Raw genomic sequence first — 20,594 nt, 5'->3', positions numbered from 1 at the left:
CTATGACTTTTTCCTGCGGTCTAAAAGATCTGGATTGCTAATTGGATTTTCGTCGCCTTTCATCGATTTTTCAATGTTCTCGATATATTCTAAAGAGTCGTCGATAAAAAAGCTAAGATCGGGCATTTTACGCAGCTGATTTTTGGTACGTAAAGCCATTTGATGTTTTATTTTAGATTTAACCTCGTTCAACTCGGTTAAAATCTCGCTGGCATGTTTCTGCGGAAAAACGCTTAGATATGCCTTTGCAATACTAAGATCTATAGTTACTTTAACTTTAGAAACAGAGATTAAAATTCCATTGATCCCGGCATCCCTTAAGTTGTTATTTAAGATTTCTGCCAGATCTTTCTGCAAAACGCCTCCTATTTTTTTCTGTCTGTTTGTTTCCATGTTGCAAAAATAGTACTTTAAACTTAGCTGTAGATTTAATGAAGATAAGAATAATTATTTTTGTGTCATCTTTGTTCGATAATCAAGTTTAAATGTCTCGATAGCTATAAGGATCAGGATGTCTAAATAAAAAATGATTTTCAAATAAATGCCTTATGGCTTACCTTATTTAGTTTACTGAAATTAGTATCGATTTTAAATATACTGAAATGAAAAAGATAGAACATATAGGTATTGCCGTTAGCGATCTGGAAGCTGCCAATAGAACTTATGCCGCAGTAATGGGAAAACCCCATTATAAGACCGAAGCGGTAGTAAGTGAAGGTGTAAATACTTCTTTTTTTGAAGTAGGGGAAAGTAAGATCGAATTACTGGCGGCCACCTCAGCCGATAGTGCGATTGCAAAATCGATCCTAAAAAGAGGGGAAGGTATACATCATATTGCTTTTGCGGTAGATGATATTGAAGCTGAAATAAACAGACTTAAAAACGAAGGTTTTCGGCTTTTAAATGAACAACCAAAGCAGGGAGCCGATAACAAGCTTGTGGCTTTTATGCATCCTAAAGATGCCAATGGTGTTTTAATAGAGCTTTGCCAGGAAATTCAGTGATTTTTGCGAAATGGGTATGGGCGCCGCTATAAGTGTAAAATACTCCAATCTAAAGACTAGTTGGAAGGCCTCGAAATTAGAAAAAATTTATAATTAAGACTCCTGGATTTGTTTATAGGTTATTGATAATTAAAACATTAAAAATTGATAGGCGAGTAATTTAAAAAAATGTTTGGCGTATAACGGGGATTTATCTAAATTTGCGCACCCATAATTAATTTTATGGACTGGTCCTATAGCTCAGCTGGTTAGAGCACTTGACTCATAATCAAGGGGTCCCTGGTTCGAGCCCAGGTGGGACCACCAGCAAAATCAAGCCTTACAGAGATGTAAGGCTTTTTTGTTTCTTCTTCGGTACAACATATGTACAACATTTTTAATTAACTTTTAAGCAATAATTTTTTATTAAGAAGCCAAATTCTTTCAGAGATAAAACTTAAAAGCTTTTTATAACCTAATCCGCTCAAAATATTTAAAAATTACGATTGAAATTAAATAAGAATTCTATAAAAATGGGTGGCATTTATCCTTAAATGACACCCATCTTTCTACTTTCTATTTAAAAAAATTAAGAATTTTTCTCCAAAGCCAATTTCGCTCCTTTTTTGTTATTTTGGAGTCCGAATTATTATGATCCTCATAGCTTTTAAAATATTCAATAGTTTCTTGGCGAGCCCTTTTCCGCTTTTCGAAAACTTGACGATTTGACCAGCTTTCGTCCCAAATTATTTCACTGTTTATTATCCAATAATGGGAGCGGCAATCAAAACTCCAATTGCCTATAGATGGATTTAAAGTGATTTGTTTTCCATCATAAATCATCTTCCAGTTTGTAGGAGACAAAGGAGTGTGAACTTTCTCACCGCATCCGCAGGCGCATTTGTGAATAACAGCCCTAAATTCAGGAGAAATATATAATATACCTTCTTCTATGATTTTCGGCATGTAGTGTACGAATTTAGTTTGTAGCGTCATTGTTGATAATTTTATTTACATCAATTGAGAAACTACTGTCCAATTCAAAACTTAAATCTGAATAATAACCATAGTACTTTTTCCACTTTATAATTGCAAAATCTGCATTAAGGGAATTAAGTTCCGAAACCTGAATATTGGATGAATATTCGTCATCATCAGGATTTGCAAAGCTTACTCTCTCCCCCCATACATGTTTTCGGTTGTCTTTGGTGCTTAGGGTTGTCCTTGTGGAACCCCTTAATTCATCACCTTTCCTTCTTATACTAATACCACAATCAATAAATGGAATTTCCAGTTCTTCTAGCTTTTTAAAAATAATTCTCTTTGCATCTCCTCTATCAATGGCAATAAAGACAAAGTCAAGATCTTTTAATATACCAATATTAGTTTCATCCAAGTACTTGGAGTGAGATATGATATTTTTGTGAAGTTGAGAATATATTTCTTGTAAGTAATCCACCTTAAAAGAATTTTGATCTATTCTTTCTTTGGAAACCGCTCCAGGAGACCTGAAAGCATTATGTTGTTGAAATTTATCTCCATCAAAAAGATAAATTTCACCTACCATAGTTTTAGCTACTTTGTCAAGAATATAGGAGCCCGTGCCTCCAAGCCCAATGATTCCAATTTTTAAGCCAGATAATTTCGAATTTATAGCATCAATTTCTGCCCTTGAAGAATTGGTATCACTATATTTTAAAACACTATTTGCTTCCTTGGGTTCAATGACCTTTCCAGTTTTTGCATTTGCTTCTGGGAAAAAATGCTGGGCTGGAGCTGATACAATATTAATGTATGTAGTCATTTTAGCATAGTATGTTGGATACATAGGTTTTGGTTTATGAGAAAACATATGATTGGTCACTATGCCAAGTCCTAAATTGTGAGTTCTACTGGTATTAATTAGCTGTTTCATGACTGAACCATCGGTATTGAATGGTGGTCCTCCAATAAAGTAAGCTACATGATCTGTTACCCTTGGAGAAGACACGTTGGAAACCAACGTGCCTAATTCCAAGTCTCTATCTGAATTTAGAAAGGGAACACTATGAATCAATAGAAAATTTCCTCTCATTTCTACTTCATAACCTGAGTTACGAAGTTGATTTATATCCGTATTAAGATTTATCTGTACAGCCGACATTGAAAATCATTTTATTTTTGACAGAAATCACATCTCCTTTGACCATACTACCTTCTGGTTTGCTTGGTACGCCATTAAAATAATTAACGGTGTAAATTACATTGGGATTTGTCGAAATACTTCCATATTCTAAAACAACTACTTCTTCAAAGGAAATAGTTTCCTTTGACCATTTTTTCGGATCACCTTCTACTATTACAAATTCGATTTTTGCATCAATCTTATTGGTAGTGAAACGAGAGTTTTTTGTTATGGCAATTTTATGTTCAACATCATCTTTATAAGTTACCTCTACATTTCCATTCCTTATCTCCATTAGGGAATATTTATCAGAATTTATTCCAGCAGCTGTCATGATTTCTAAAGGCGTCATAAAAGATTCTTCAACTTCCACATCCTTATCATCCACTTTTATGATAAGAGGTTTATATGGTATGGCTCTGAACGCTTCTATGCCGGCCGTTTTGAGATCGACAACTTCTTCCAGTTGAATAGGTGTAAAACCTTTCTCATTTATCTTATAAAGAAGTTCATAATCTTCAGCTGGTTTTAGATTTGCAAGATTCAATAAATCACGTCCAGTTAATTTTGATTCGTTGGAGTCGAACTTTTTATTATTTAATTTGAATGAATTCATTTTTTATATTTAACATTGTATTATCCCATTTGAGGAGAGGGTTCTACCTACTCTATGCTTTAAAGCAGTTCGAGTTAACTACTCAGGCAGTACAATATGTTAAACAACTTGGCTAATAACGATGATGTTATTACATTTGCAGAACATATCAAAACTATAGGAATGGGTTTTCGTTAAGGTGACTAGCCGCGAAAATTATGTGTCTACTAAAACATTTATTCCTTTATAATCTAATCCAATCTATTGCGCCAACAATGGGTTGGATTTTTTATTTTTCTAAGTCTTCATTCTCTTTTTAAAAAATTAGTTAGGCAAATATAAGGCAAATTATTATTGGTAACAAAAATGTAAACTAAAAATTAATTTTAAATGATTTAAAAAATAACTTTAGGTGAACGATATAAATGTATAAGCAATAGAATAAGTGTATGTGTTCAGTATATTTTTTTATGCACAAAGATTTTAAAGTTATTAACAATTTATTGTTTATTAATTATGTATAGCTTATATTTGTATGATAATAATTTCATATAACTATTTATGCCTAAGCATATTAATCATCCTGGAGTGAATTTGAAAGAGATTATCTCTGAAAGAAATTTAAGTCAGAGAGATGTTTCTGCTAAATTAGATATTGCTCATTCTTTATTAAATAATATTTTAAAAGGAAATAGGAATATTAATACTAAAATTGCTATTGCTTTAGATTCAGCAGGATTTGGAAATGCTAATGATTGGTTGACGCGACAAATGGAGTATGATCTTTATATTGCCGAAAAAGATGAGGATACTATAAAAAAAAGGAAATCAATTAAAGACTGGAGCTTAATAGAAGATTCAAGTATTGTTCCTCTATCATATTTCAAGAAACAAAATATTGGAGTTAGCACCTCGGAAGATATTCAAAAAATCTATCAAATTTATGGTGTGGAGAATGTTCAAGAGCTACAACAGAGAATAGATAAATTTAATCCAACTTATTTTAGAAAATCATCCAAATTCGCAGAAAATAAAAATCACGTCATCGCCTGGTCTCTACTGGCTAAATACAAAGCATCAATTTTAGAGGTCTCTAAGTTTAATAGATCTTCAGAAAAAGAACTTCTAGAGAATTTGAAAGAAATCTTTTATAAGGGAAATGATGTTGTAAATAAATCTCAAGATATTTTAAAGAAATATGGGATTAAATTTTTTATACTAGATCGTCCTTCTAAAACCCCAGTTGATGGTAAATCTTTTATGTCTCAAGAAAATCCAGCAATTGTACTTTCAATGAAATATAAAAGACTTGATAATTTTGCATTTACACTTTTCCATGAATTGGGTCATGTATTTGAACATTTAACCAATCCAATGAAGCCTGAATTTAATACAGAAGAATTCTTTGTTAATAGTTCGAATACCGAATTAGTAGAATTTGAAGCAGATAATTATGCTAGAAATGGACTAATTGAACAGAAGCTCTGGAATGATTTTATTAATTTGAATGAGGAATTTTCTGATGAAGTAATACTTGACTTTGCGAAAAATAACAAAATTCATCCTGGGATAGTTAGAGGTAGAGTTTGTTTTGAGTATAATGAGTATTATCGCAAAAGAAGTTCTATTACCGCTATGAATAGACTAGAGCTATAGGTTAATCCGATTTCTTGACTTTGTTGCATGCGGCATTAAAATCTCAAGTTTCAGCAAAATTTAGACTTGAAGATTTCTTCTCATTGGCTCAAATTTTATTCTCTCTCCAAAATTTCGATGAAATTTTAGATTATTACCTATGTTACTCCAGTAACTTCCGAGAAACTGAATGCTTCTTTCAGCAGTAGGATTCAATTGACTTTTTCTTTATTTTCTTTTGGCTATATTTATTAGGTTGAACCTGTTGCCATGGAAAAGTTTATTCTCAATGCCGGAAAGGTTCTGGCCAGATGGCGGTCAGGAATAAATTATTTCCTGGAGGAGAAAGTACAGCGCAGTTCCACCAATCTTATTCTATTCCTCCTTTCTACTTTCGTTGTTTTTATTTTAAGTTTCAGCCTTTTCTTCGGCGTCCGTTCTATTATCGATAACTACGTTATTTTCCTGATCCTCTTTAGCATAATGCTTTTGATCCTTATTTGGGTAGCCATATTCTATGAATCGGAAAAACATTTGGAAACAGGGCGACATCCATTCCAGATAGTTTCTATAAAGAAATTCCAGGTGAGGTTTGAGTTACTGCATCTCGACAAGGAGTCAAAAGAGCAATTCCTCCGGCTCATGAAAGGATTACGAGTCAGGAAAAAGATCAATTTTACCATAGGTAATAAAAGCGGGGACTCCGCCAATCATCGTATTCTCTTCGTTCTTTTTGATGAATTAGTTATAGGTGGAATCCAGGATCTTACCGGGGAGCGCAAACGCAGCTTTTTCAATTTACTCATGGATTCCTTTTTAATGAACAATGAGCCGCTAAAAGAAAACACCTTAAAGACCAGTTTTTCCACCTGGAAGAATGATCAGGAAAAAATTAATTCCCGCAATCAGCGAAAATTCATCCGGCAGCTGCTCGGCAAAGAATAATTATAGCATAATTTCCTTCTTATTTGCATTATCCTATTGTTTTACAGGTATTTGCTTTCCTAAGTTTGTCCTGTGCAAAAATGTAAAAGGCCTTTTACTCATTCTCTAATTTTAATGCTAATCGTTATGAATGAGCAAAAAGAAGTGGTGGGTTTACTGGAAGAAATTAAAGTCTTACTCTCCCACACTAAAAAAGTAATGAACGTGGAAGACCTGGCACAATATACCGGACTTTCCAAAAGCAAGATCTATAAGCTTACGCATCTGCGGCTTATCCCTATGGGGAACAACCCCAATATCCGTCAAAAGTTTTTTGACAAGGATAAGATAGATGCCTGGCTGCTGGGAGAACCTGAGCTTTCTGATGAATTCCTGGAACAACAGTTCAACCAGAAGCTGCTAAAAAACCGGAAGTAGGGTTAGCCTTTACTAATCTCAAAAACTTTTAAAGATGAAAAAGTTATCCTATATCAGGGTGGGTACCTGCTATTATAAAATAGTACAGCTGCCCACCATTACCGGGAGTTTTAATGAAACCCTGGTGCCATGGAATATCGAAACGCTACGTAATGATCATGGCAAAGCTTTTATTGGCACCATTAAAAGATATGATGGTTTTGCCTGTCTTCCCAGTCATACGGATTTTAAACAGGAATTCCATGGGTTTTACAACACCTATTCTCCTTTGCCTCATACTCCCCAGGCAGGTAAAATTGAGATCTCCCTGCGCTTTATGAATCATATCTTCGGGAGCCAGGTAGAGCTGGGTCTTGATTACCTGCAATTACTGTATTTAAAACCGCTGCAGATGTTACCTATTCTGTGTTTGGTTTCCAAAGAAAGGGTTACCGGTAAAACAACTTTCCTGAAATGGTTAAAAGCGATTTTTGAGAACAACCTGACTTACCTTACCAATGATAATTTCAGCAGCCAGTTTAATGCCGATTGGGCAAATAAACTTCTGATTTGTATTGATGAAGTGCTGTTTAATAAGGAAGAGCTTACCGAACGCATCAAATACCTAAGCACCACCGATTTTAACAAGCTCGAAGCTAAAGGCAAAGACAAGCGGGAGGTGGAGTTTTTTGGCAAGTTTATCCTCTGCAGCAACAATGAAGATAACTTCATTAAGATCGACACTGAGGAAACTCGATTTTGGGTGTTGAAAATCCCTTCACTGGAAAAAGAAGAAACACATTTTTTAGAAGATCTGAAAGCAGAAATTCCGGCTTTTCTCTACTACCTGGAACACCGAAAATTAACGACTACACATAGAACACGAATGTGGTTTACTCCGGAAGAGGTGCGCACTAATGCTTTGGCGAATTTGATGCAAAATAACCGGAACCGTGTCGAAAAAGAACTGGCCAGTATTCTCTTAAGCCTTATGGAAACTTGTGAAGTAGACGAAGTGGCTATTTGCCCCATGGATGCTTTGCAGGTTTTAAACCGAACCCGGATTAAAACCGATTTAACGCAATTGCGGCAGATCTTAAAGAAGGACTGGAAGCTAACCAACCAGGACAATTCCCTAAGCTATCAGAAGATGATCATGTGGCTGGAAGGCGGCCTGGGATTAATACCTGCAAAGGGACGGTACTATACTGTTACAAAATCCTTTTTACTGCAGCGCTTTGGGGAAGAACAGAAATTTAGTGAGATGATGCAAAATTGATACGCCTGGGGAAGCCTGTGTTTAATGGTTTTTCCACCAGATCATCATCATTACAGGTGGTTTAGAGCGTACCATATTGGGAAACAGCTTTAGGTTATTTCTTTTTTTTTGATGAATGATGAGAAAATATAAATAAGACCAGTGATGGTGGGAGTTTTCAGCCGCATCGTTTTCCTCATCGTTTTTTCATCAAAAAATAATGATGAAGTGGGAATAGCAAAATTTACTAACAAAGAAAAGCAAATGGGAAGAGAAAGTAGTATATACAAGAGCTGTGAAAGCGCCCGTAATATTTGCATCGTAAAAACACTTGCAAAATTAGGGCACTTCCCCAGCAAGACAACGGAAAAAGAAGCTTGGTTTCTGAGTCCCCTACGGTCAGAAACCCAAGCCTCTTTCAACGTTTCCTTAGTTAAGAATTTATGGTATGACTTCGGAATAGGAAAAGGAGGTTCCATTATCGACCTGATTATGGAAATGAAGTCCTTTTCTGTAAAGGAAGCAATGGAATTTCTAAAGGCAGATACAATTATTCCCAATTTTAATGCGCCTGAGCCACAATTGCATTCTGAAAACAAAATTGAAGTCATAGCTATAGAACCCTTAAAGCATTTGGCTTTACAAGGCTATTTGCGTTCCAGGAACATTCCTCTTGAAGTTGCCAGGATGTACTGTAAAGAAATCGGGTACAGGATTAATAACAGGGAATATTTTGCCATAGGATTAGAGAACAGCCTGGGAGGATGGGAGCTTCGGAATAAATATTATAAGAATTCCTCTTCTCCTAAATCGTACAGCTTTATCAATCATTCTTCAGATCGACTTCTCGTAACAGAAGGCATTTTTGATTTTCTTTCCCTTGCTGTTATAAATGAGGAACTGGTAATGGCTTCAGATATTATAGTACTTAACTCTCTTTCCTTCCTTAAAGACATTGAAGAACTTATTCCATACTACCCGGAAGTATTGCTCTTCCTGGATCATGATGCTGCAGGAGAAAAAGCTACTAAGGAGCTTCTAAACCTTTATGATAACATCACTGACTCCAGTGCTCTTTATAACGGATATGTAGATCTAAACGATAAACTGAAAGATGAAAAATGTCAAACAAAAAAATGAACTCCACGGAAAGAATCAGGATGTAATTGCTAAAAAGGTTGATTCAAAGACTGAGCAGGACCACAAGGGCCTTCCTATATCCTTCTCAAATTTGGATGATAATTCAAGATGTGTGCCTGTGGGCACAATCTTGATTGCTCCCGATGGTCGCAATAAAAAAAAGGAGCGGTTTAAGGGGAAAAGCCAAAACATAAAATTCCGGTGTTCCATTTATGAAAAGAAGCTGCTCAAAATAAAAGCCAGGCACAGCGGACTTTCCTTAAGTGAATTTTGCAGAAGGGCGGCCTATGAAAAAGAGATCAAAGAACGCCTCTCCGAGGATCATATCGAGATCTATAAAACCCTTTCAAAGTTTCATAACAACTTCAAGTCTATCGGGAATATGTTCCGCAGAAAGGACCCTGAACTCTCGCGGGAAATCTATAAGCTGGCCGAAGAGATTAAAACCCACCTTCAAAATGTAAAAAAATGATTGGCAAAGGAAAAGCAATAGCGCATACCAGGGCTTCCATGCAGTATGGCTGGAACCAGGAAAAAGATGCCCAGGTGATCTTCTCCCAAAATCTTGCTGCCGATTCTCCTAATGAAGTGACCGCAGAATTCCGGTTTACCCAGGAGCTCAACCAGAATTGCAAAAATAATACGCTGTCTTTTGTACTTAGCCCTACCATTGATGATGGGAAAATCCTGGATAAAAAAGCACTCTCCAGGATCTGCGCCGAATTTATGAAGGAAATGAACCTAAAAGACCGCCAGGCAATTGCATTTGTACATACTGATAAAGAACATAAGCATATTCATCTTTATGTAAACCGTATTGATTTCAAAGGACAGGGCTACAATGATAGCTTTATCGGCAAACGCAGCCAGCAGGCTGCAGAGAAAGTGGCGGAAAGGATGCAGCTCACCACGGTTAAACAGGTGCAGTGGGAAAAAGAAATGAATCTCTCCTCCATACGAACGGAAATAAAGAGAAGGCACGACCTTACCATGAAACAGTTCAGGCCGCGCAGCTTTGAAGATTATATCAAAGGGATGGAAACAAACGGGGTAAAAGTCATTCCCTGCATCAACAAAGCGGATAAGCTCCAGGGCTTTCGCTTTGAGTTTGACAACTTCAACCTAAAGGGTAGTGAAGTGCACCGTTCCATGACGGGTGGTAATATTGGTAAAAGCCTGGCTTCAGGGAAAACAATACCGAACTTCCTCCGGGAAAACACCCAATTAAAATTAGCAGGGAAAACAGTCGAGCTCTCCACAGGAATGGTCAAGGCTATAGCCAAACACGTTATTAAGGAAGTCATCTCCAAAGGCCTGGATATAGGCATGGGGCTTTAAATTTAAAATCATGGCAAAATTGGAACAACTTAGTGAATTGCTGGTTTCAGAAATCAGCCAGTTTGAAAAGACGGTGGAAAAACTGGAGAAAATTCAGCAGGAAAAATTGGCTATTGATAGCAACAGCCTGGAGTACGCCATAATGCAGCAGCAGGAAAAAATCGAAAAGGCACTGGATTCCCACAGCCGGGAAATGAATAGTCTCGGCCATAAACTTGAAAAAGCAAAGGCTTACCCGGCATGGGCTCTAACGCTCTTTACCGCTTCTTTGATTCTAAATGGAATCCTGGTTTATATAATTTTCTTCTAATATAATTTGGCTCACCTATATTATAAATTAAAGAGGAGTATTGCCAGTGGCTGGAAGATCAAAATTAGAATTTGTCATGACAAATGGCCCTGTGGCAAATTAGCTACTTTTTACAGTAAATCTTTTGGAAAGCCTTGAAAACAGGCAAAAATTTACAGTAAACAACATGAGTAGGATGCGCCCTCTGCTGTTTTTATTTTACGCTTAACTTCCCGTACGCTATAAAAACAGCACAGGAACCCTGCGCAGGTAAGTTATGGTAGATTTGGGGGCTGAACTATAAAATCCTGCTAAATTTGAAAATCTATCAACGCAAGCATTTGTTAAAATTTGTATCCTTTGCTCTTGATGTTTGATATTAAAAAAATCTGAACTTCTTGTATAGAATTAAGACTACAGATGTACTCCTTTTTCAACAAACTCTGAAGGAGTCATTTTGAATTGTTTTTGAAAACTTCTCCCAAAACTGCTTTGCGATCTGAACCCTACGCTTTCGGAAACTTCGTAAATTTTAGCATTTGAGGTTTGGAGCAGGTATGCCGCTTTTTGCTTTAAGCAATTAGCAAAGCTGTGCCGTGCACCAAAACTAGTAACAGGTCTATTCTAGTGGGGTAAATATCCGAGACTTGCCTCGTCAATCAAAGTTTAAAATCGAAAAGGTGTTCCTCCAGAATGCTCCGTGGGCTTGCCCTGGAGAAATTTTACTGAAACTTTAATGACAGGAAACTTATAAGCAGGATAGGACTTATTGATATTTAAAAGGAGTAGAGGTTGCTTTTCCGGACCAGGTAACTTCTATATCCATAAACTGCATTTAAGCAGAAAAAATCCAATCGATTTAAAAAGCAGACAATTTATAATCATTTGTAAGGCATAAATGAAATGTGAATACCGTAATAATATTATAGCTTTACCACTTATTTGATAATTTATATTTTAATAATTGCATGAATTCACATGTTATGAATCGATTTGTTATTCTTTTTTTCGTATTTATAAGTATAAAAAATTATGCTCAGGCAACATATCCTTCTATTCTACTATATGGTAATGATGCCGTGATATGGAATCCAGAACAGGAAATTAAAGGAGAAATAATCGGAATTTCTACTGAAGAGGTTATAGCTCATCATAATAATGAAGTATTTTCTGTTGCGGTAGATGCTTCCGGGCGTTTTTCTTTTCAGAGAACGCTGAAGAAATCGAACAACAAAATATGGCTGGAGGTTCCGAAGGATCCAAATCTTCTTTCCGATACATTGAATTATAAATTGGGATATGAGCCTAGACCAATCCTTAAACCCTGGACAGTGGTAAAAAACGGAATTGCAGAATTAAGAGCTGAGGTAATTGAGAATCCTTACTACAAGCAAAGCTTACAGTATTACTGGAAGGAAGCTGAGGGAAATCCGGCTGTATCTGAAATTAAAAATCCGGATAAGCCAATGGCTACTGTTCGTATTCCGAATGATATTGGTGGTTATACTTATAAACTGGCAGCGATTACAGGAAATGACACCACATGGTTTCAAACTAAGATCATTCGCGATAAGGATAGTTTGTATTATTTTGATATTGATAAATATTCACCCACCTGGATGGATAATGCCGTAATATACCAGATTACTCCCGCATCATTTGTGGATAACGGAACTTTTCAGGATATCACAGATAAGCTTGAGGAAATAAGGAAATTAGGAGTTAATACTATTTGGCTGCAACCTATTTTTGGAACATATGCTGGAGGGCAGGGTTATGACATAACTAATTATCTTGCTTTAAATCCAAATTTCGGTACAGATAAGCAACTCAAAGAATTAATACAAAAGGCAAAACAATTAAATCTAAGAGTAATTTTAGATGTGGTCTTCAACCATAGTTCTATTAATCATCCCTATGCAAAAGATTTAATTAAGAACGGAAAGAATTCACATTATTACGATTTTTATCAGCACGAAGATGATGGCAAAGCCTATTCATCTTTGTATACAAAAGATGAACATGGATTTATAAATTATTTCTGGGACGATTTAGTGAACCTCAATTATAATAATGAAGAGGTGCAAAGATGGATACTTGAAATTGCCAAATACTGGCTAAAGGAGTATGATATTGATGGGTATCGTCTGGATGCTATATGGGGTCTGAATTCCAGGAACCCAGAATTTGCTGAAAGATTACGCACTGAATTGAAGAGTATAAATCCGGAATTTTTGCTCTTAGCAGAAGATAAGGGTTCCGATCCGAAGGTATATGAGCTTGGATTTGATGCGGCTTATGATTGGACACGGGATACAACGTGGGTTTCCCAGTGGTCCTGGGAATATGAATATGATGAAGAAGAGAGCCATACTATTTTCAACCATCCGGATGTAGAGAAAAGAGGACAGCTTTTAAGGAAAGCCTTATTTCAAAACGGAGGCAATAATAATAGGAAACTCTTTTATCTTGAAAATAATGATCTGCCAGGTTTCATTAGAGATAATGGTTTGGCACGAACAAAAATGGCTGCTGCATTGTTATTTTCCCTGCCTGGAATTCCAATGCTATACAATGGGCAGGAGATAGGCCATAAGTCTCATCCGTATTCAACACATCAAATTTTTAAACGAGGGGAAAGTATTCGGTCCTTAGATCAAAACAATTTGTTTGATTTCTACAAAAAAATTATCGGATTGCACAATACCCACCCGGCCTTACGTGGTGGTAAAATGGAAGAGTTGGCGGTTTCACCGGGAGAAACTCTTGTCTCCTTCCACAGGTGGAAAGAAAATGAAGATTTCATCATTGTTGTAAATCTTTCAGAAAAGCCTGTAAAAGCTACAATAAAACTGGAAAACAAGATGAATAAGCTGGCTCGAAAGAAGGGTTATGTTTTAAAGGATGTGCTTGGTCCAGAATCTTTTGACATTAAAAACGATTTTTCAGCGGTAAAAATACCTATGGAAGGCTATTCTGTCAGGTGGCTTCAACTGACTCAATTTTAAGGATAAAGAAGGAGTTATAAATAAGTTTATCCCTTGCTTTTTAAATTTTTATAAATCCCCCAATAGTTAAGAGACTAAATATATAGATCATGTTTTACTATAAAAAATTATTATTTTCTGTTCTCACTTTGGTAGCCATTACTATTGCAGGATGTGAAAATGACGTTGATGAGATTACAGAAGAGCCGATAAATTCAGAAAAACCTTTTGATAAAGCAAGTCTCTTAGTTAAACCTATTGCTCAAATAGAGGGAGACAGTGTTCTTTTGAAGGTGAAAATTTTGAATAATCCTGGAAATCGTTCATTAGAATATCATTGGGAGCCGGCTGTTGTTAACCCTCATTCTTCTCTTATTCAAAATCCAAATGATTCAATTGCTAAAGTTAAAATTCCCGAGGTTTCGGGAGCATATTATTATAATTTATTAGTTGTAGCGCAAGAGGATTCTTTGCGACTTCAAACTCTGGTAATGAGAGAGGAAGGTGCTCTGCACGAATTTGATATAGAGACAGATTCGCCTTTATGGATGACAGATGCGGTAATTTATGAAATCACGCCTTATAATTTTGTAGCAAATGGGACTTACCCCGCCATCACCTCCAAGCTGGCAGAAATTAAAGAATTGGGTGCTAATACCATATGGTTGCAACCAGTTTATGAGGTTTCCTATGAAGGACAGGGGTATAATGTGACGGATTATTTTGATTTAAATCCCGCCCTTGGAACTGAAGTGGAATTAAAAGAACTGGTATCTGAAGCTAAAAGATTAAACCTGCGTGTAATTTTTGATATTCCGTTGAGCCAGACCTCCATAGATCATCCGTATGCAAAAGATATTTTGGCAAAAGGAACAAATTCGATTTACTATGACTATTATGAACATGATCTTACAGGAGATGCTTATTCTTCGGTTATCTCAGAGGGGACCAATGGTTTTTTACATTATTTCTGGGATGACCTGGTCATTTTGAATTATAATAATGAGAATGTGCAAAGATGGATGATAGAGGCATGTAAGCATTGGGTTAAGGTATTTGATATTGATGGATATAGGTTTGATGCCATTTGGGGAGTTAATTCCAGAAGCGCTTCTTTTGGAAGAAAATTGAGGTGGGAGTTGAAGAGCATAAAACCCGATCTGCTTTTGCTAGCGGAGGATAAGGGATCAGAACCTCAGGTTTATAGCCAGGGATTTGATGCAGCTTATGACTGGAATTCTGATAAGACGTGGGTTTCTCAATGGGCCTGGGAGTATGAGTATGAAGAGAATGCATCACTTACGGTTTTTAACCATCCTAATATCGCGATGCGAAGCGAGCTTCTACGGGAAGCATTATTTCGAAATGAATCCAATCAGTTTAGATTATTACGATTTCTTGAAAACAATGATCTTTCCCGGTTTATAAGCGAACATGGGCTAGAAAGAACCAGGATGGCCACGGCTCTACTGTTTTCCCTACCCGGAATTCCCATGCTTTATAATGGGCAGGAAATAGGTTTTAGGGAACATCCGTATTTTACTAATGCCATTTTTGATCAAAATGTAACTATCCAGGCTTCAGGCAATGCGGACCTCTATTCCTACTATAAAAAGATTATTGGACTTCATTTGAAATATCCTGCGATATATGGAAATAATCCCATGGGAGAAGTTACTGTAATTCCCGAGGAATCTGTTGTTGCCTTTAAGCGATGGAAAGATGGCCAAAATTTTATTATTATAATAAACTTGGATAGTGAACCAATAAACGCCACACTTCAGCTTACGGGTAATAATGAAATCCCGGAAATTACAAACGGGCAAACTCTAAATGATGTTATCACAGGAGATACCTTTTACTTATCCGATAATAATAGCAAAGCAGAGATTTATATGGAAGGATATTCGGTAAGGTGGTTATTGGTCAAATAGAGGTTTAGCCCTTTTGCTTACGGAAAAGCATCTCAATGAGATGATAAGGTCGAGAAACTGATAATGACCCCATCAGTTTAAGAGTTATTAACAAAAACTTTATGATCAAATTATTACATCCTCAATAAAACCCACGATTTACAATGAATGGGCAAAATATAACATGAATTAGAAGAAATACGAAAAGAAAGCGGGCTTTAAATGTTATAGCTTTGTTACGAAAAGGTTATAGCTTCTAAAAATATAGATCTTTTTCTTGATATGGAATTCTAAACCTTCTTGTTTTTTGTCTATTCATTTAATCATTTAAAGATAGTTTATGAAAAAAATCACTAATGCTCTAAATTATTTTAAACTGTGCGGGATATTTATGTTATTTCTTACCCAGCAGTCGTTTGCACAGCAGCAAGTAAGCGGGAAAGTTACTGATTCCGAAGGTATTCCCACACCAGGAGTCAATGTTGTAGAGAAAGGTACTTCCAATGGAGTGGTCACTGATTTTGAAGGCACGTTTAATATTGAGGTCTCTGAGCCAGATGCTGTCTTGCAGTTTTCATTTATGGGATACCAAACGCAAGAGGTATCGGTGCAGGGCAGAAATGTCATAAATGTTGAAATGTCAACTGATATGGGAGCTCTTGAGGAGGTGGTTTTAATAGGGTACGGGGCTCAAAGCCGGGAAACTGTTACAGGTGCTATATCTACGGTTAATGCAGATGATTTTAACTCCGGAATGATCAACGATCCAATGACCCTTATTTCGGGAAAAGTAGCTGGTCTTTCTACCAGCAATCCTAGTGCTGATCCCAATGCCACCGCGGATTTTTCATTAAGAGGTCCTGCAACTATCAGTGGGAACTCTCAGCCTTTGATCGTTATTGACGGAGTTCCGGGAGGTGATCTTCAAACGATTGCCCCTTCGAACATTGCATCCATTGATGTCCTAAAAGATGCCTCTGCTGCTGCAATCTATGGTTCCAGGGCTACTGCCGGAGTGATTATAGTTACCACTAAAAAAGGAGTGCCGGGAGAAGTGAGGGTGAATTACAGTAGTTATATTAGCACTGATGTTGTGTCAAACGAATATGATGTTCTTGATGCCGATCAATATGTGGCGTTGGGTGAGGAATACGGGTTTACCGTCGATGACGCAGGGGCAAATACCGATTGGTTTGATGAGGTGACCCGAACTCCAATAAGCCATGTGCATAATCTGTCAGTTAGTGGAGGAAATGAAAAAACCACCTATTATGCAGGAGTAAATTACCAAAATTTTCAGGGAATTGATCTTATCTCTGAGAGAGAAAATCTCAATGGTACTTTCAAATTAAATACTACTGCTATCCAGGATAAGTTGAATTTTTCCTTTATGCTGACCAATTCGCATGATAACAGGGATTTTGCAAATTATGGATCATTGGCTCAGAGTTTAAAAATGAATCCGACCTATCCTGTTAAGAATCCGGATGGCACCTGGTACCAAAGACCGGATATTCAATACGGCCTGCAGTGGAATCCAGTAGCAAGCATGTATACCAATACCAATAATAGTAAGGAATCGCGATTGCTTGGTAACGTTAAGGTGGATTATAATATCTTATCTGGTTTAAATGCTTCTATTTCCTATTCCTTAATAAAAAATTCTTTTTTAAGCGGTTCTTATAGTAGTAGGGAAGATTTCTTTCAACAACAGGAGGGGGTTGGGGGCCAGGCATCCAGATCCCAAGATCATACCACCTCTAATATTGTAGAAGCAACATTAGCCTACACAACTAGTATTGCAGAAGATCATAATTTAGATTTTCTAGCAGGGTATTCCTATCAGAATACTTTTAATGAAGGGTTTAGTGCGGGAAATAATAGTTTTAACACCGATGCATTCCTTTATTATAACCTTGGAGCAGGAGGAGCCCTGAATAATTTTACTCCAAACTTTAACAGAAGTGGTGTGTTTGTAGGAAGTTATGGATCCGAAAGAACACTGGCAGCTTTTTTCGGTAGAATTATTTATGACTATAAGAAAAAATATCTTCTAAATATCAGTGCAAGGCGAGAAGGTGCATCAGTATTAGGTCGAGATAATAAATGGGACACATTTTCAGGTGTTTCTGCAGGTTGGATAATAAGTAAAGAGGATTTTCTACATGATAATGAGACAATTCAATATCTGAAACTTCGCGGTGGATATGGAATTACGGGAAATCAAGAAAGCCTATCTCCTTATCAATCTTTAGCTACGATGGGTCCTTATTTCGGAGGTTCTCATAATGCCTATATTGGAAATCCCGGAGAGGGTAGCTGGGTTCAGCCTTACGGACCCATAATCAATCCCAATCCCCAATTGCAGTGGGAGACCAAAAAGGAACTGAATCTGGGAATTGACTTTGCTCTGTTTGAAAACGGGTGGTTGAGCGGATCCATGGATTATTACAATCGGAAAATAGAGAACCTCGTAGGGAATTATACCGCTCAGGTGCCTTCTCAGATTCTACCTGAAATATTCGCCAATGCCGGTTCTATGAAAAATGAGGGATTTGAGCTTGCTTTAAATGCTCAACTATTCGATAATGATAATTTTAAGTGGAGTACTGATTTTGTAGGATCCTATAATAAGAATGAAATCATTTCCGTAACGAGTAACCAATTCCAAGGATCGGCACATGATATAACAAGGGTGACTGAAGGGGTGTCAATACAACGATTAGCACCGGGTCAACCTGTTGCCGCGTTCTATGGAAGAGTTTTCGCCGGGTTTACCGAGGAAGGTGATTGGTTGTTTGAGAATAGTGAAGGAGATGCGGTAGTGGCAAGTGAAATAGGAGAAGATGATTTCAGGTACCTTGGAAATAGTATTCCGAAGTATAGCTTGGGACTCACTAACAATTTCAGGGTCGGAAATTTTGATGCTTCCGTGCTTATCCGTAGTGCCCTGGGATATAATGCGGTAAACGGTAAAAGAATGTTTCATGAAAACTTATCGTATTATTCCAGACAAAATCTTTTTGAATCGGTTTTGGATGAACCTATTCAAAATTCTCCCTTATTTTCAAGCTATTATATAGAGGATGGAGGCTATGTGAAACTTGACAATCTCACTATCGGCTATACTTTACCTATGGAGAATAATAGGTACATCAAAAATATCCGGGTTTATATGACTGGGACCAACCTGATAACGGTAACGGATTTTTCGGGGAACGATCCCGAATTGGGAATTAATTACTATCCTTCCGATCCGGAATCAGAAGTTTCGAATGGACCCAGCGTTGAACCTTATTATGACTATTATCCAGTTACAAGTAGTTTTACTTTCGGTATAAATGCAAATTTCTAAAAATAAACGTACTATGAAACATACATATAGAAACAGATTCCATAGAATATTCTTGCTCATAGCTTTTTTAAGCTTTTGGAGCTGTGATATGGATTTGGAAGAAGAAGTATACAGTGCTGAGACTTCTGAGAATTTTTATCAGAATGAAGACCAGGTCATGTCAGCCTATGTCATGCCCTATGCTTTTATGCAGAATCTTTACGACGGTGGTCATTTTGCCCTGCAAGAACTGTCAACAGATGAAGTGGTGGCTCCCACAAGAAACGGATATGAAGATCAGAATGGGGCATGGGTACGCCTGCACCGCCACACCTGGACTTCAAGTGATGTCTGGATTCTTTACGAATGGCAAAATCTCTTTCAGGCCATTGGATACAGCAATTATTTTTTAGATGCCATGGAAGAAAATGATTTAAGCGGAATGGATTTGCCTATAAGTAAGGAGCAAATGATTGCAGAAATAAAACTCGTCAGGGCTTTACATTATTATTGGGCACTGAGTACTTTCGGTAATGTGCCGATAGTTACTTCAGTAGGCGAGTCCAGTCCCGCTATCAAATCAAGGGAAGAAGTATTTGCCTTTGTAGAAAATGAAATCATTGAGAATATTCCCCAATTAGGAGAAAAGGGGGATATTAACTGGTATGGACATTTTACTAAATCTGCAGCTTATGCCCTACTGGCCAAACTATATATGAACGCAGAGGTTTTTACCGGTTCTCCAAGATGGCAGGACGCCATTGATGCTATAGATAATGTGATGGCGGCAAATTACAGTTTGGATCCAGACTGGAGTACTCCATTTTTGGTAAATAATGAGAACAGCAACGAAAATATTCTTGTGGTTCCTTTCGATGGAAGTAATGCAACAGGATTTAATTTCGCTGAACAAAATCTCCATGAGGAAATTCTCTTTGCCAAATACAATGTGGAATATTACGGCTGGCACAAATACAGTTCTCAGGAATCATTCTTTAATTTATTTTCAGAAAATGACGAACGCATTGAACAATGGGTAGTCGGGCCTCAAACCTTTATCAATGAAGCCGGGGAAGAGGAACCTATCTGGAGCTGGTATGGTTACGAGATGGTGGTTACCCCGGAGATCACGGCTTTGCAAAGTGATAATACAGGATGGGACCAGGGTGCCATGAGTATAAAATATGAGGTTGAAGTAGGCGGGCTTAACAATATGAGCAATGATATGGTAATTTTCCGCCTGGCCGATATGATGCTTTTGAAAGCAGAAGCTTTAATGCGATTAAACGGAGGTGCTGCAACACAGGAGGCCGTTTCACTGGTGAATCAAGTTCGGGCAAGGAATTTTGAATCAGATGATCCTAATGCCACTTATAATACTTCTTCTCTTAGCCTTGATGAGCTGATCGATGAAAGAGGAAGAGAATTGGCATATGAAATGCATCGAAGGGAAGACCTCATTCGTTTTGGAATGTTCAATGACCAGTGGTGGGAAAAAGAAGCATCTGAAGAATACAGACAATTATTTCCCATTCCTGCTACTGTATTAACAGCAAATCCTGCTTTGGAACAGAATCCGGGTTATTGATTTGTTAGATTGCAGGAAACAAGTTTAAA

General features: G+C 37.1%; 17 protein-coding genes, 1 tRNA gene and 1 pseudogene. 14 read left to right on the top strand and 5 right to left on the bottom strand.

Going from position 1 to position 20,594, the window contains the following annotated elements; all coding sequences use genetic code 11:
- The gene (gene rbfA / locus L1967_RS01970; RefSeq protein ID WP_249600036.1) at positions 1–393 is read right to left on the bottom strand and encodes a 30S ribosome-binding factor RbfA; all 393 of its coding nucleotides are present in this window, start codon (positions 391–393) and stop codon (positions 1–3) included.
- 209 nt (positions 394–602) lie between these two features.
- Here rbfA and mce point away from each other — a divergent pair, with 209 nt between their 5' ends.
- On the top strand, positions 603–1,004 hold the full coding sequence (gene mce / locus L1967_RS01965; RefSeq protein ID WP_249600035.1) for a methylmalonyl-CoA epimerase: 402 nt from the start codon (positions 603–605) through the stop codon (positions 1,002–1,004).
- Positions 1,005–1,233: 229 nt separating this feature from the next.
- Positions 1,234–1,310, top strand: a tRNA-Ile gene (locus L1967_RS01960).
- A gap of 249 nt (positions 1,311–1,559) precedes the next feature.
- Here L1967_RS01960 and L1967_RS01955 read toward each other — a convergent pair.
- Genes L1967_RS01955 through L1967_RS01945 form a run of 3 tightly spaced genes read right to left on the bottom strand, consistent with a single transcriptional unit; the run spans position 1,560 to position 3,763 of the window.
- Positions 1,560–1,979 (bottom strand): ubiquitination-like system serine protease family protein, encoded by a 420-nt coding sequence (locus tag L1967_RS01955; protein WP_249600034.1) that lies wholly within the window; start codon positions 1,977–1,979, stop codon positions 1,560–1,562.
- A complete protein-coding gene (locus L1967_RS01950) occupies positions 1,963–3,126 on the bottom strand; it encodes a ThiF family adenylyltransferase (protein WP_249600033.1) in 1,164 nt (387 codons plus the stop codon). Before L1967_RS01950 ends, L1967_RS01955 begins: the two co-directional genes overlap by 17 nt.
- Positions 3,101–3,763 carry a multiubiquitin domain-containing protein gene (locus tag L1967_RS01945; protein WP_249600032.1) on the bottom strand — a complete coding sequence of 221 codons (663 nt, stop codon included), beginning with the start codon at positions 3,761–3,763 and terminating at the stop codon, positions 3,101–3,103. Before L1967_RS01945 ends, L1967_RS01950 begins: the two co-directional genes overlap by 26 nt.
- Positions 3,764–4,303: 540 nt before the next feature.
- On the opposite strand from L1967_RS01945, the gene L1967_RS01940 reads away from it, so the two are divergent.
- From L1967_RS01940 to L1967_RS01905, 8 genes are all read left to right on the top strand, one after another.
- Positions 4,304–5,398 carry a helix-turn-helix domain-containing protein gene (locus L1967_RS01940; RefSeq protein WP_249600031.1) on the top strand — a complete coding sequence of 365 codons (1,095 nt, stop codon included), beginning with the start codon at positions 4,304–4,306 and terminating at the stop codon, positions 5,396–5,398.
- Between the two features lie 249 nt (positions 5,399–5,647).
- A complete protein-coding gene (locus L1967_RS01935; protein ID WP_249600030.1) occupies positions 5,648–6,322 on the top strand; it encodes a hypothetical protein in 675 nt (224 codons plus the stop codon).
- A 126-nt stretch (positions 6,323–6,448) separates the two neighbouring features.
- Positions 6,449–6,739 (top strand): helix-turn-helix transcriptional regulator, encoded by a 291-nt coding sequence (locus L1967_RS01930; RefSeq protein ID WP_249600029.1) that lies wholly within the window; start codon positions 6,449–6,451, stop codon positions 6,737–6,739.
- A gap of 34 nt (positions 6,740–6,773) precedes the next feature.
- Positions 6,774–7,997, top strand: coding sequence for a primase-helicase family protein (locus tag L1967_RS01925; RefSeq protein ID WP_249600028.1), 1,224 nt, complete (start codon positions 6,774–6,776; stop codon positions 7,995–7,997).
- Positions 7,998–8,141: 144 nt separating this feature from the next.
- Entirely contained in the window at positions 8,142–9,116 is a 975-nt protein-coding gene (locus L1967_RS01920; protein ID WP_249600027.1) for a toprim domain-containing protein, read from the top strand.
- A complete protein-coding gene (mbpA, locus tag L1967_RS01915) occupies positions 9,091–9,588 on the top strand; it encodes a mobilization protein MbpA (protein ID WP_249600026.1) in 498 nt (165 codons plus the stop codon). The genes L1967_RS01920 and mbpA overlap by 26 nt, the downstream gene beginning before the upstream one ends.
- Positions 9,585–10,454: a relaxase/mobilization nuclease domain-containing protein gene (locus L1967_RS01910; protein ID WP_249600025.1), complete on the top strand. Its 870-nt coding sequence runs from the start codon at positions 9,585–9,587 to the stop codon at positions 10,452–10,454. Before mbpA ends, L1967_RS01910 begins: the two co-directional genes overlap by 4 nt.
- A 10-nt stretch (positions 10,455–10,464) precedes the next feature.
- The gene (locus tag L1967_RS01905; RefSeq protein ID WP_249600024.1) at positions 10,465–10,764 is read left to right on the top strand and encodes a DUF6730 family protein; all 300 of its coding nucleotides are present in this window, start codon (positions 10,465–10,467) and stop codon (positions 10,762–10,764) included.
- A 393-nt stretch (positions 10,765–11,157) separates the two neighbouring features.
- Here L1967_RS01905 and L1967_RS22445 read toward each other — a convergent pair.
- Positions 11,158–11,301, bottom strand: a pseudogene (locus tag L1967_RS22445) (helix-turn-helix domain-containing protein); the annotation flags it as partial.
- Between the two features lie 425 nt (positions 11,302–11,726).
- On the opposite strand from L1967_RS22445, the gene L1967_RS01900 reads away from it, so the two are divergent.
- The 4 genes from L1967_RS01900 to L1967_RS01885 all read left to right on the top strand — a co-directional run bounded on the left by L1967_RS01900 (position 11,727) and on the right by L1967_RS01885 (position 20,565).
- Positions 11,727–13,751 carry an alpha-amylase family glycosyl hydrolase gene (locus tag L1967_RS01900; protein WP_249600023.1) on the top strand — a complete coding sequence of 675 codons (2,025 nt, stop codon included), beginning with the start codon at positions 11,727–11,729 and terminating at the stop codon, positions 13,749–13,751.
- A gap of 89 nt (positions 13,752–13,840) precedes the next feature.
- A complete protein-coding gene (locus L1967_RS01895) occupies positions 13,841–15,664 on the top strand; it encodes an alpha-amylase family glycosyl hydrolase (RefSeq protein WP_249600022.1) in 1,824 nt (607 codons plus the stop codon).
- Positions 15,665–15,983: 319 nt separating this feature from the next.
- Positions 15,984–18,998 carry a SusC/RagA family TonB-linked outer membrane protein gene (locus tag L1967_RS01890; RefSeq protein WP_249600021.1) on the top strand — a complete coding sequence of 1,005 codons (3,015 nt, stop codon included), beginning with the start codon at positions 15,984–15,986 and terminating at the stop codon, positions 18,996–18,998.
- Between the two features lie 13 nt (positions 18,999–19,011).
- Positions 19,012–20,565 carry a RagB/SusD family nutrient uptake outer membrane protein gene (locus tag L1967_RS01885; protein WP_249600020.1) on the top strand — a complete coding sequence of 518 codons (1,554 nt, stop codon included), beginning with the start codon at positions 19,012–19,014 and terminating at the stop codon, positions 20,563–20,565.
- Positions 20,566–20,594 lie beyond the last annotated feature (29 nt).

This window comes from Zunongwangia pacifica (assembly GCF_023499215.1).
Lineage (GTDB): Bacteria > Bacteroidota > Bacteroidia > Flavobacteriales > Flavobacteriaceae > Zunongwangia > Zunongwangia pacifica.
This window is presented reverse-complemented; position numbering and strand designations above follow the sequence as displayed.

What these genes read in the sequence shown, in the direction of transcription:
- rbfA (WP_249600036.1), bottom strand. Translation starts at nt 393, where the DNA reads ATGGAAACAAACAGACAGAAAAAAATAGGAGGCGTTTTGCAGAAAGAT.
- mce (WP_249600035.1), top strand. Translation starts at nt 603, where the DNA reads ATGAAAAAGATAGAACATATAGGTATTGCCGTTAGCGATCTGGAAGCT.
- L1967_RS01955 (WP_249600034.1), bottom strand. Translation starts at nt 1,979, where the DNA reads ATGACGCTACAAACTAAATTCGTACACTACATGCCGAAAATCATAGAA.
- L1967_RS01950 (WP_249600033.1), bottom strand. Translation starts at nt 3,126, where the DNA reads ATGTCGGCTGTACAGATAAATCTTAATACGGATATAAATCAACTTCGT.
- L1967_RS01945 (WP_249600032.1), bottom strand. Translation starts at nt 3,763, where the DNA reads ATGAATTCATTCAAATTAAATAATAAAAAGTTCGACTCCAACGAATCA.
- L1967_RS01940 (WP_249600031.1), top strand. Translation starts at nt 4,304, where the DNA reads ATGCCTAAGCATATTAATCATCCTGGAGTGAATTTGAAAGAGATTATC.
- L1967_RS01935 (WP_249600030.1), top strand. Translation starts at nt 5,648, where the DNA reads ATGGAAAAGTTTATTCTCAATGCCGGAAAGGTTCTGGCCAGATGGCGG.
- L1967_RS01930 (WP_249600029.1), top strand. Translation starts at nt 6,449, where the DNA reads ATGAATGAGCAAAAAGAAGTGGTGGGTTTACTGGAAGAAATTAAAGTC.
- L1967_RS01925 (WP_249600028.1), top strand. Translation starts at nt 6,774, where the DNA reads ATGAAAAAGTTATCCTATATCAGGGTGGGTACCTGCTATTATAAAATA.
- L1967_RS01920 (WP_249600027.1), top strand. Translation starts at nt 8,142, where the DNA reads ATGGTGGGAGTTTTCAGCCGCATCGTTTTCCTCATCGTTTTTTCATCA.
- mbpA (WP_249600026.1), top strand. Translation starts at nt 9,091, where the DNA reads ATGAAAAATGTCAAACAAAAAAATGAACTCCACGGAAAGAATCAGGAT.
- L1967_RS01910 (WP_249600025.1), top strand. Translation starts at nt 9,585, where the DNA reads ATGATTGGCAAAGGAAAAGCAATAGCGCATACCAGGGCTTCCATGCAG.
- L1967_RS01905 (WP_249600024.1), top strand. Translation starts at nt 10,465, where the DNA reads ATGGCAAAATTGGAACAACTTAGTGAATTGCTGGTTTCAGAAATCAGC.
- L1967_RS01900 (WP_249600023.1), top strand. Translation starts at nt 11,727, where the DNA reads ATGAATCGATTTGTTATTCTTTTTTTCGTATTTATAAGTATAAAAAAT.
- L1967_RS01895 (WP_249600022.1), top strand. Translation starts at nt 13,841, where the DNA reads ATGTTTTACTATAAAAAATTATTATTTTCTGTTCTCACTTTGGTAGCC.
- L1967_RS01890 (WP_249600021.1), top strand. Translation starts at nt 15,984, where the DNA reads ATGAAAAAAATCACTAATGCTCTAAATTATTTTAAACTGTGCGGGATA.
- L1967_RS01885 (WP_249600020.1), top strand. Translation starts at nt 19,012, where the DNA reads ATGAAACATACATATAGAAACAGATTCCATAGAATATTCTTGCTCATA.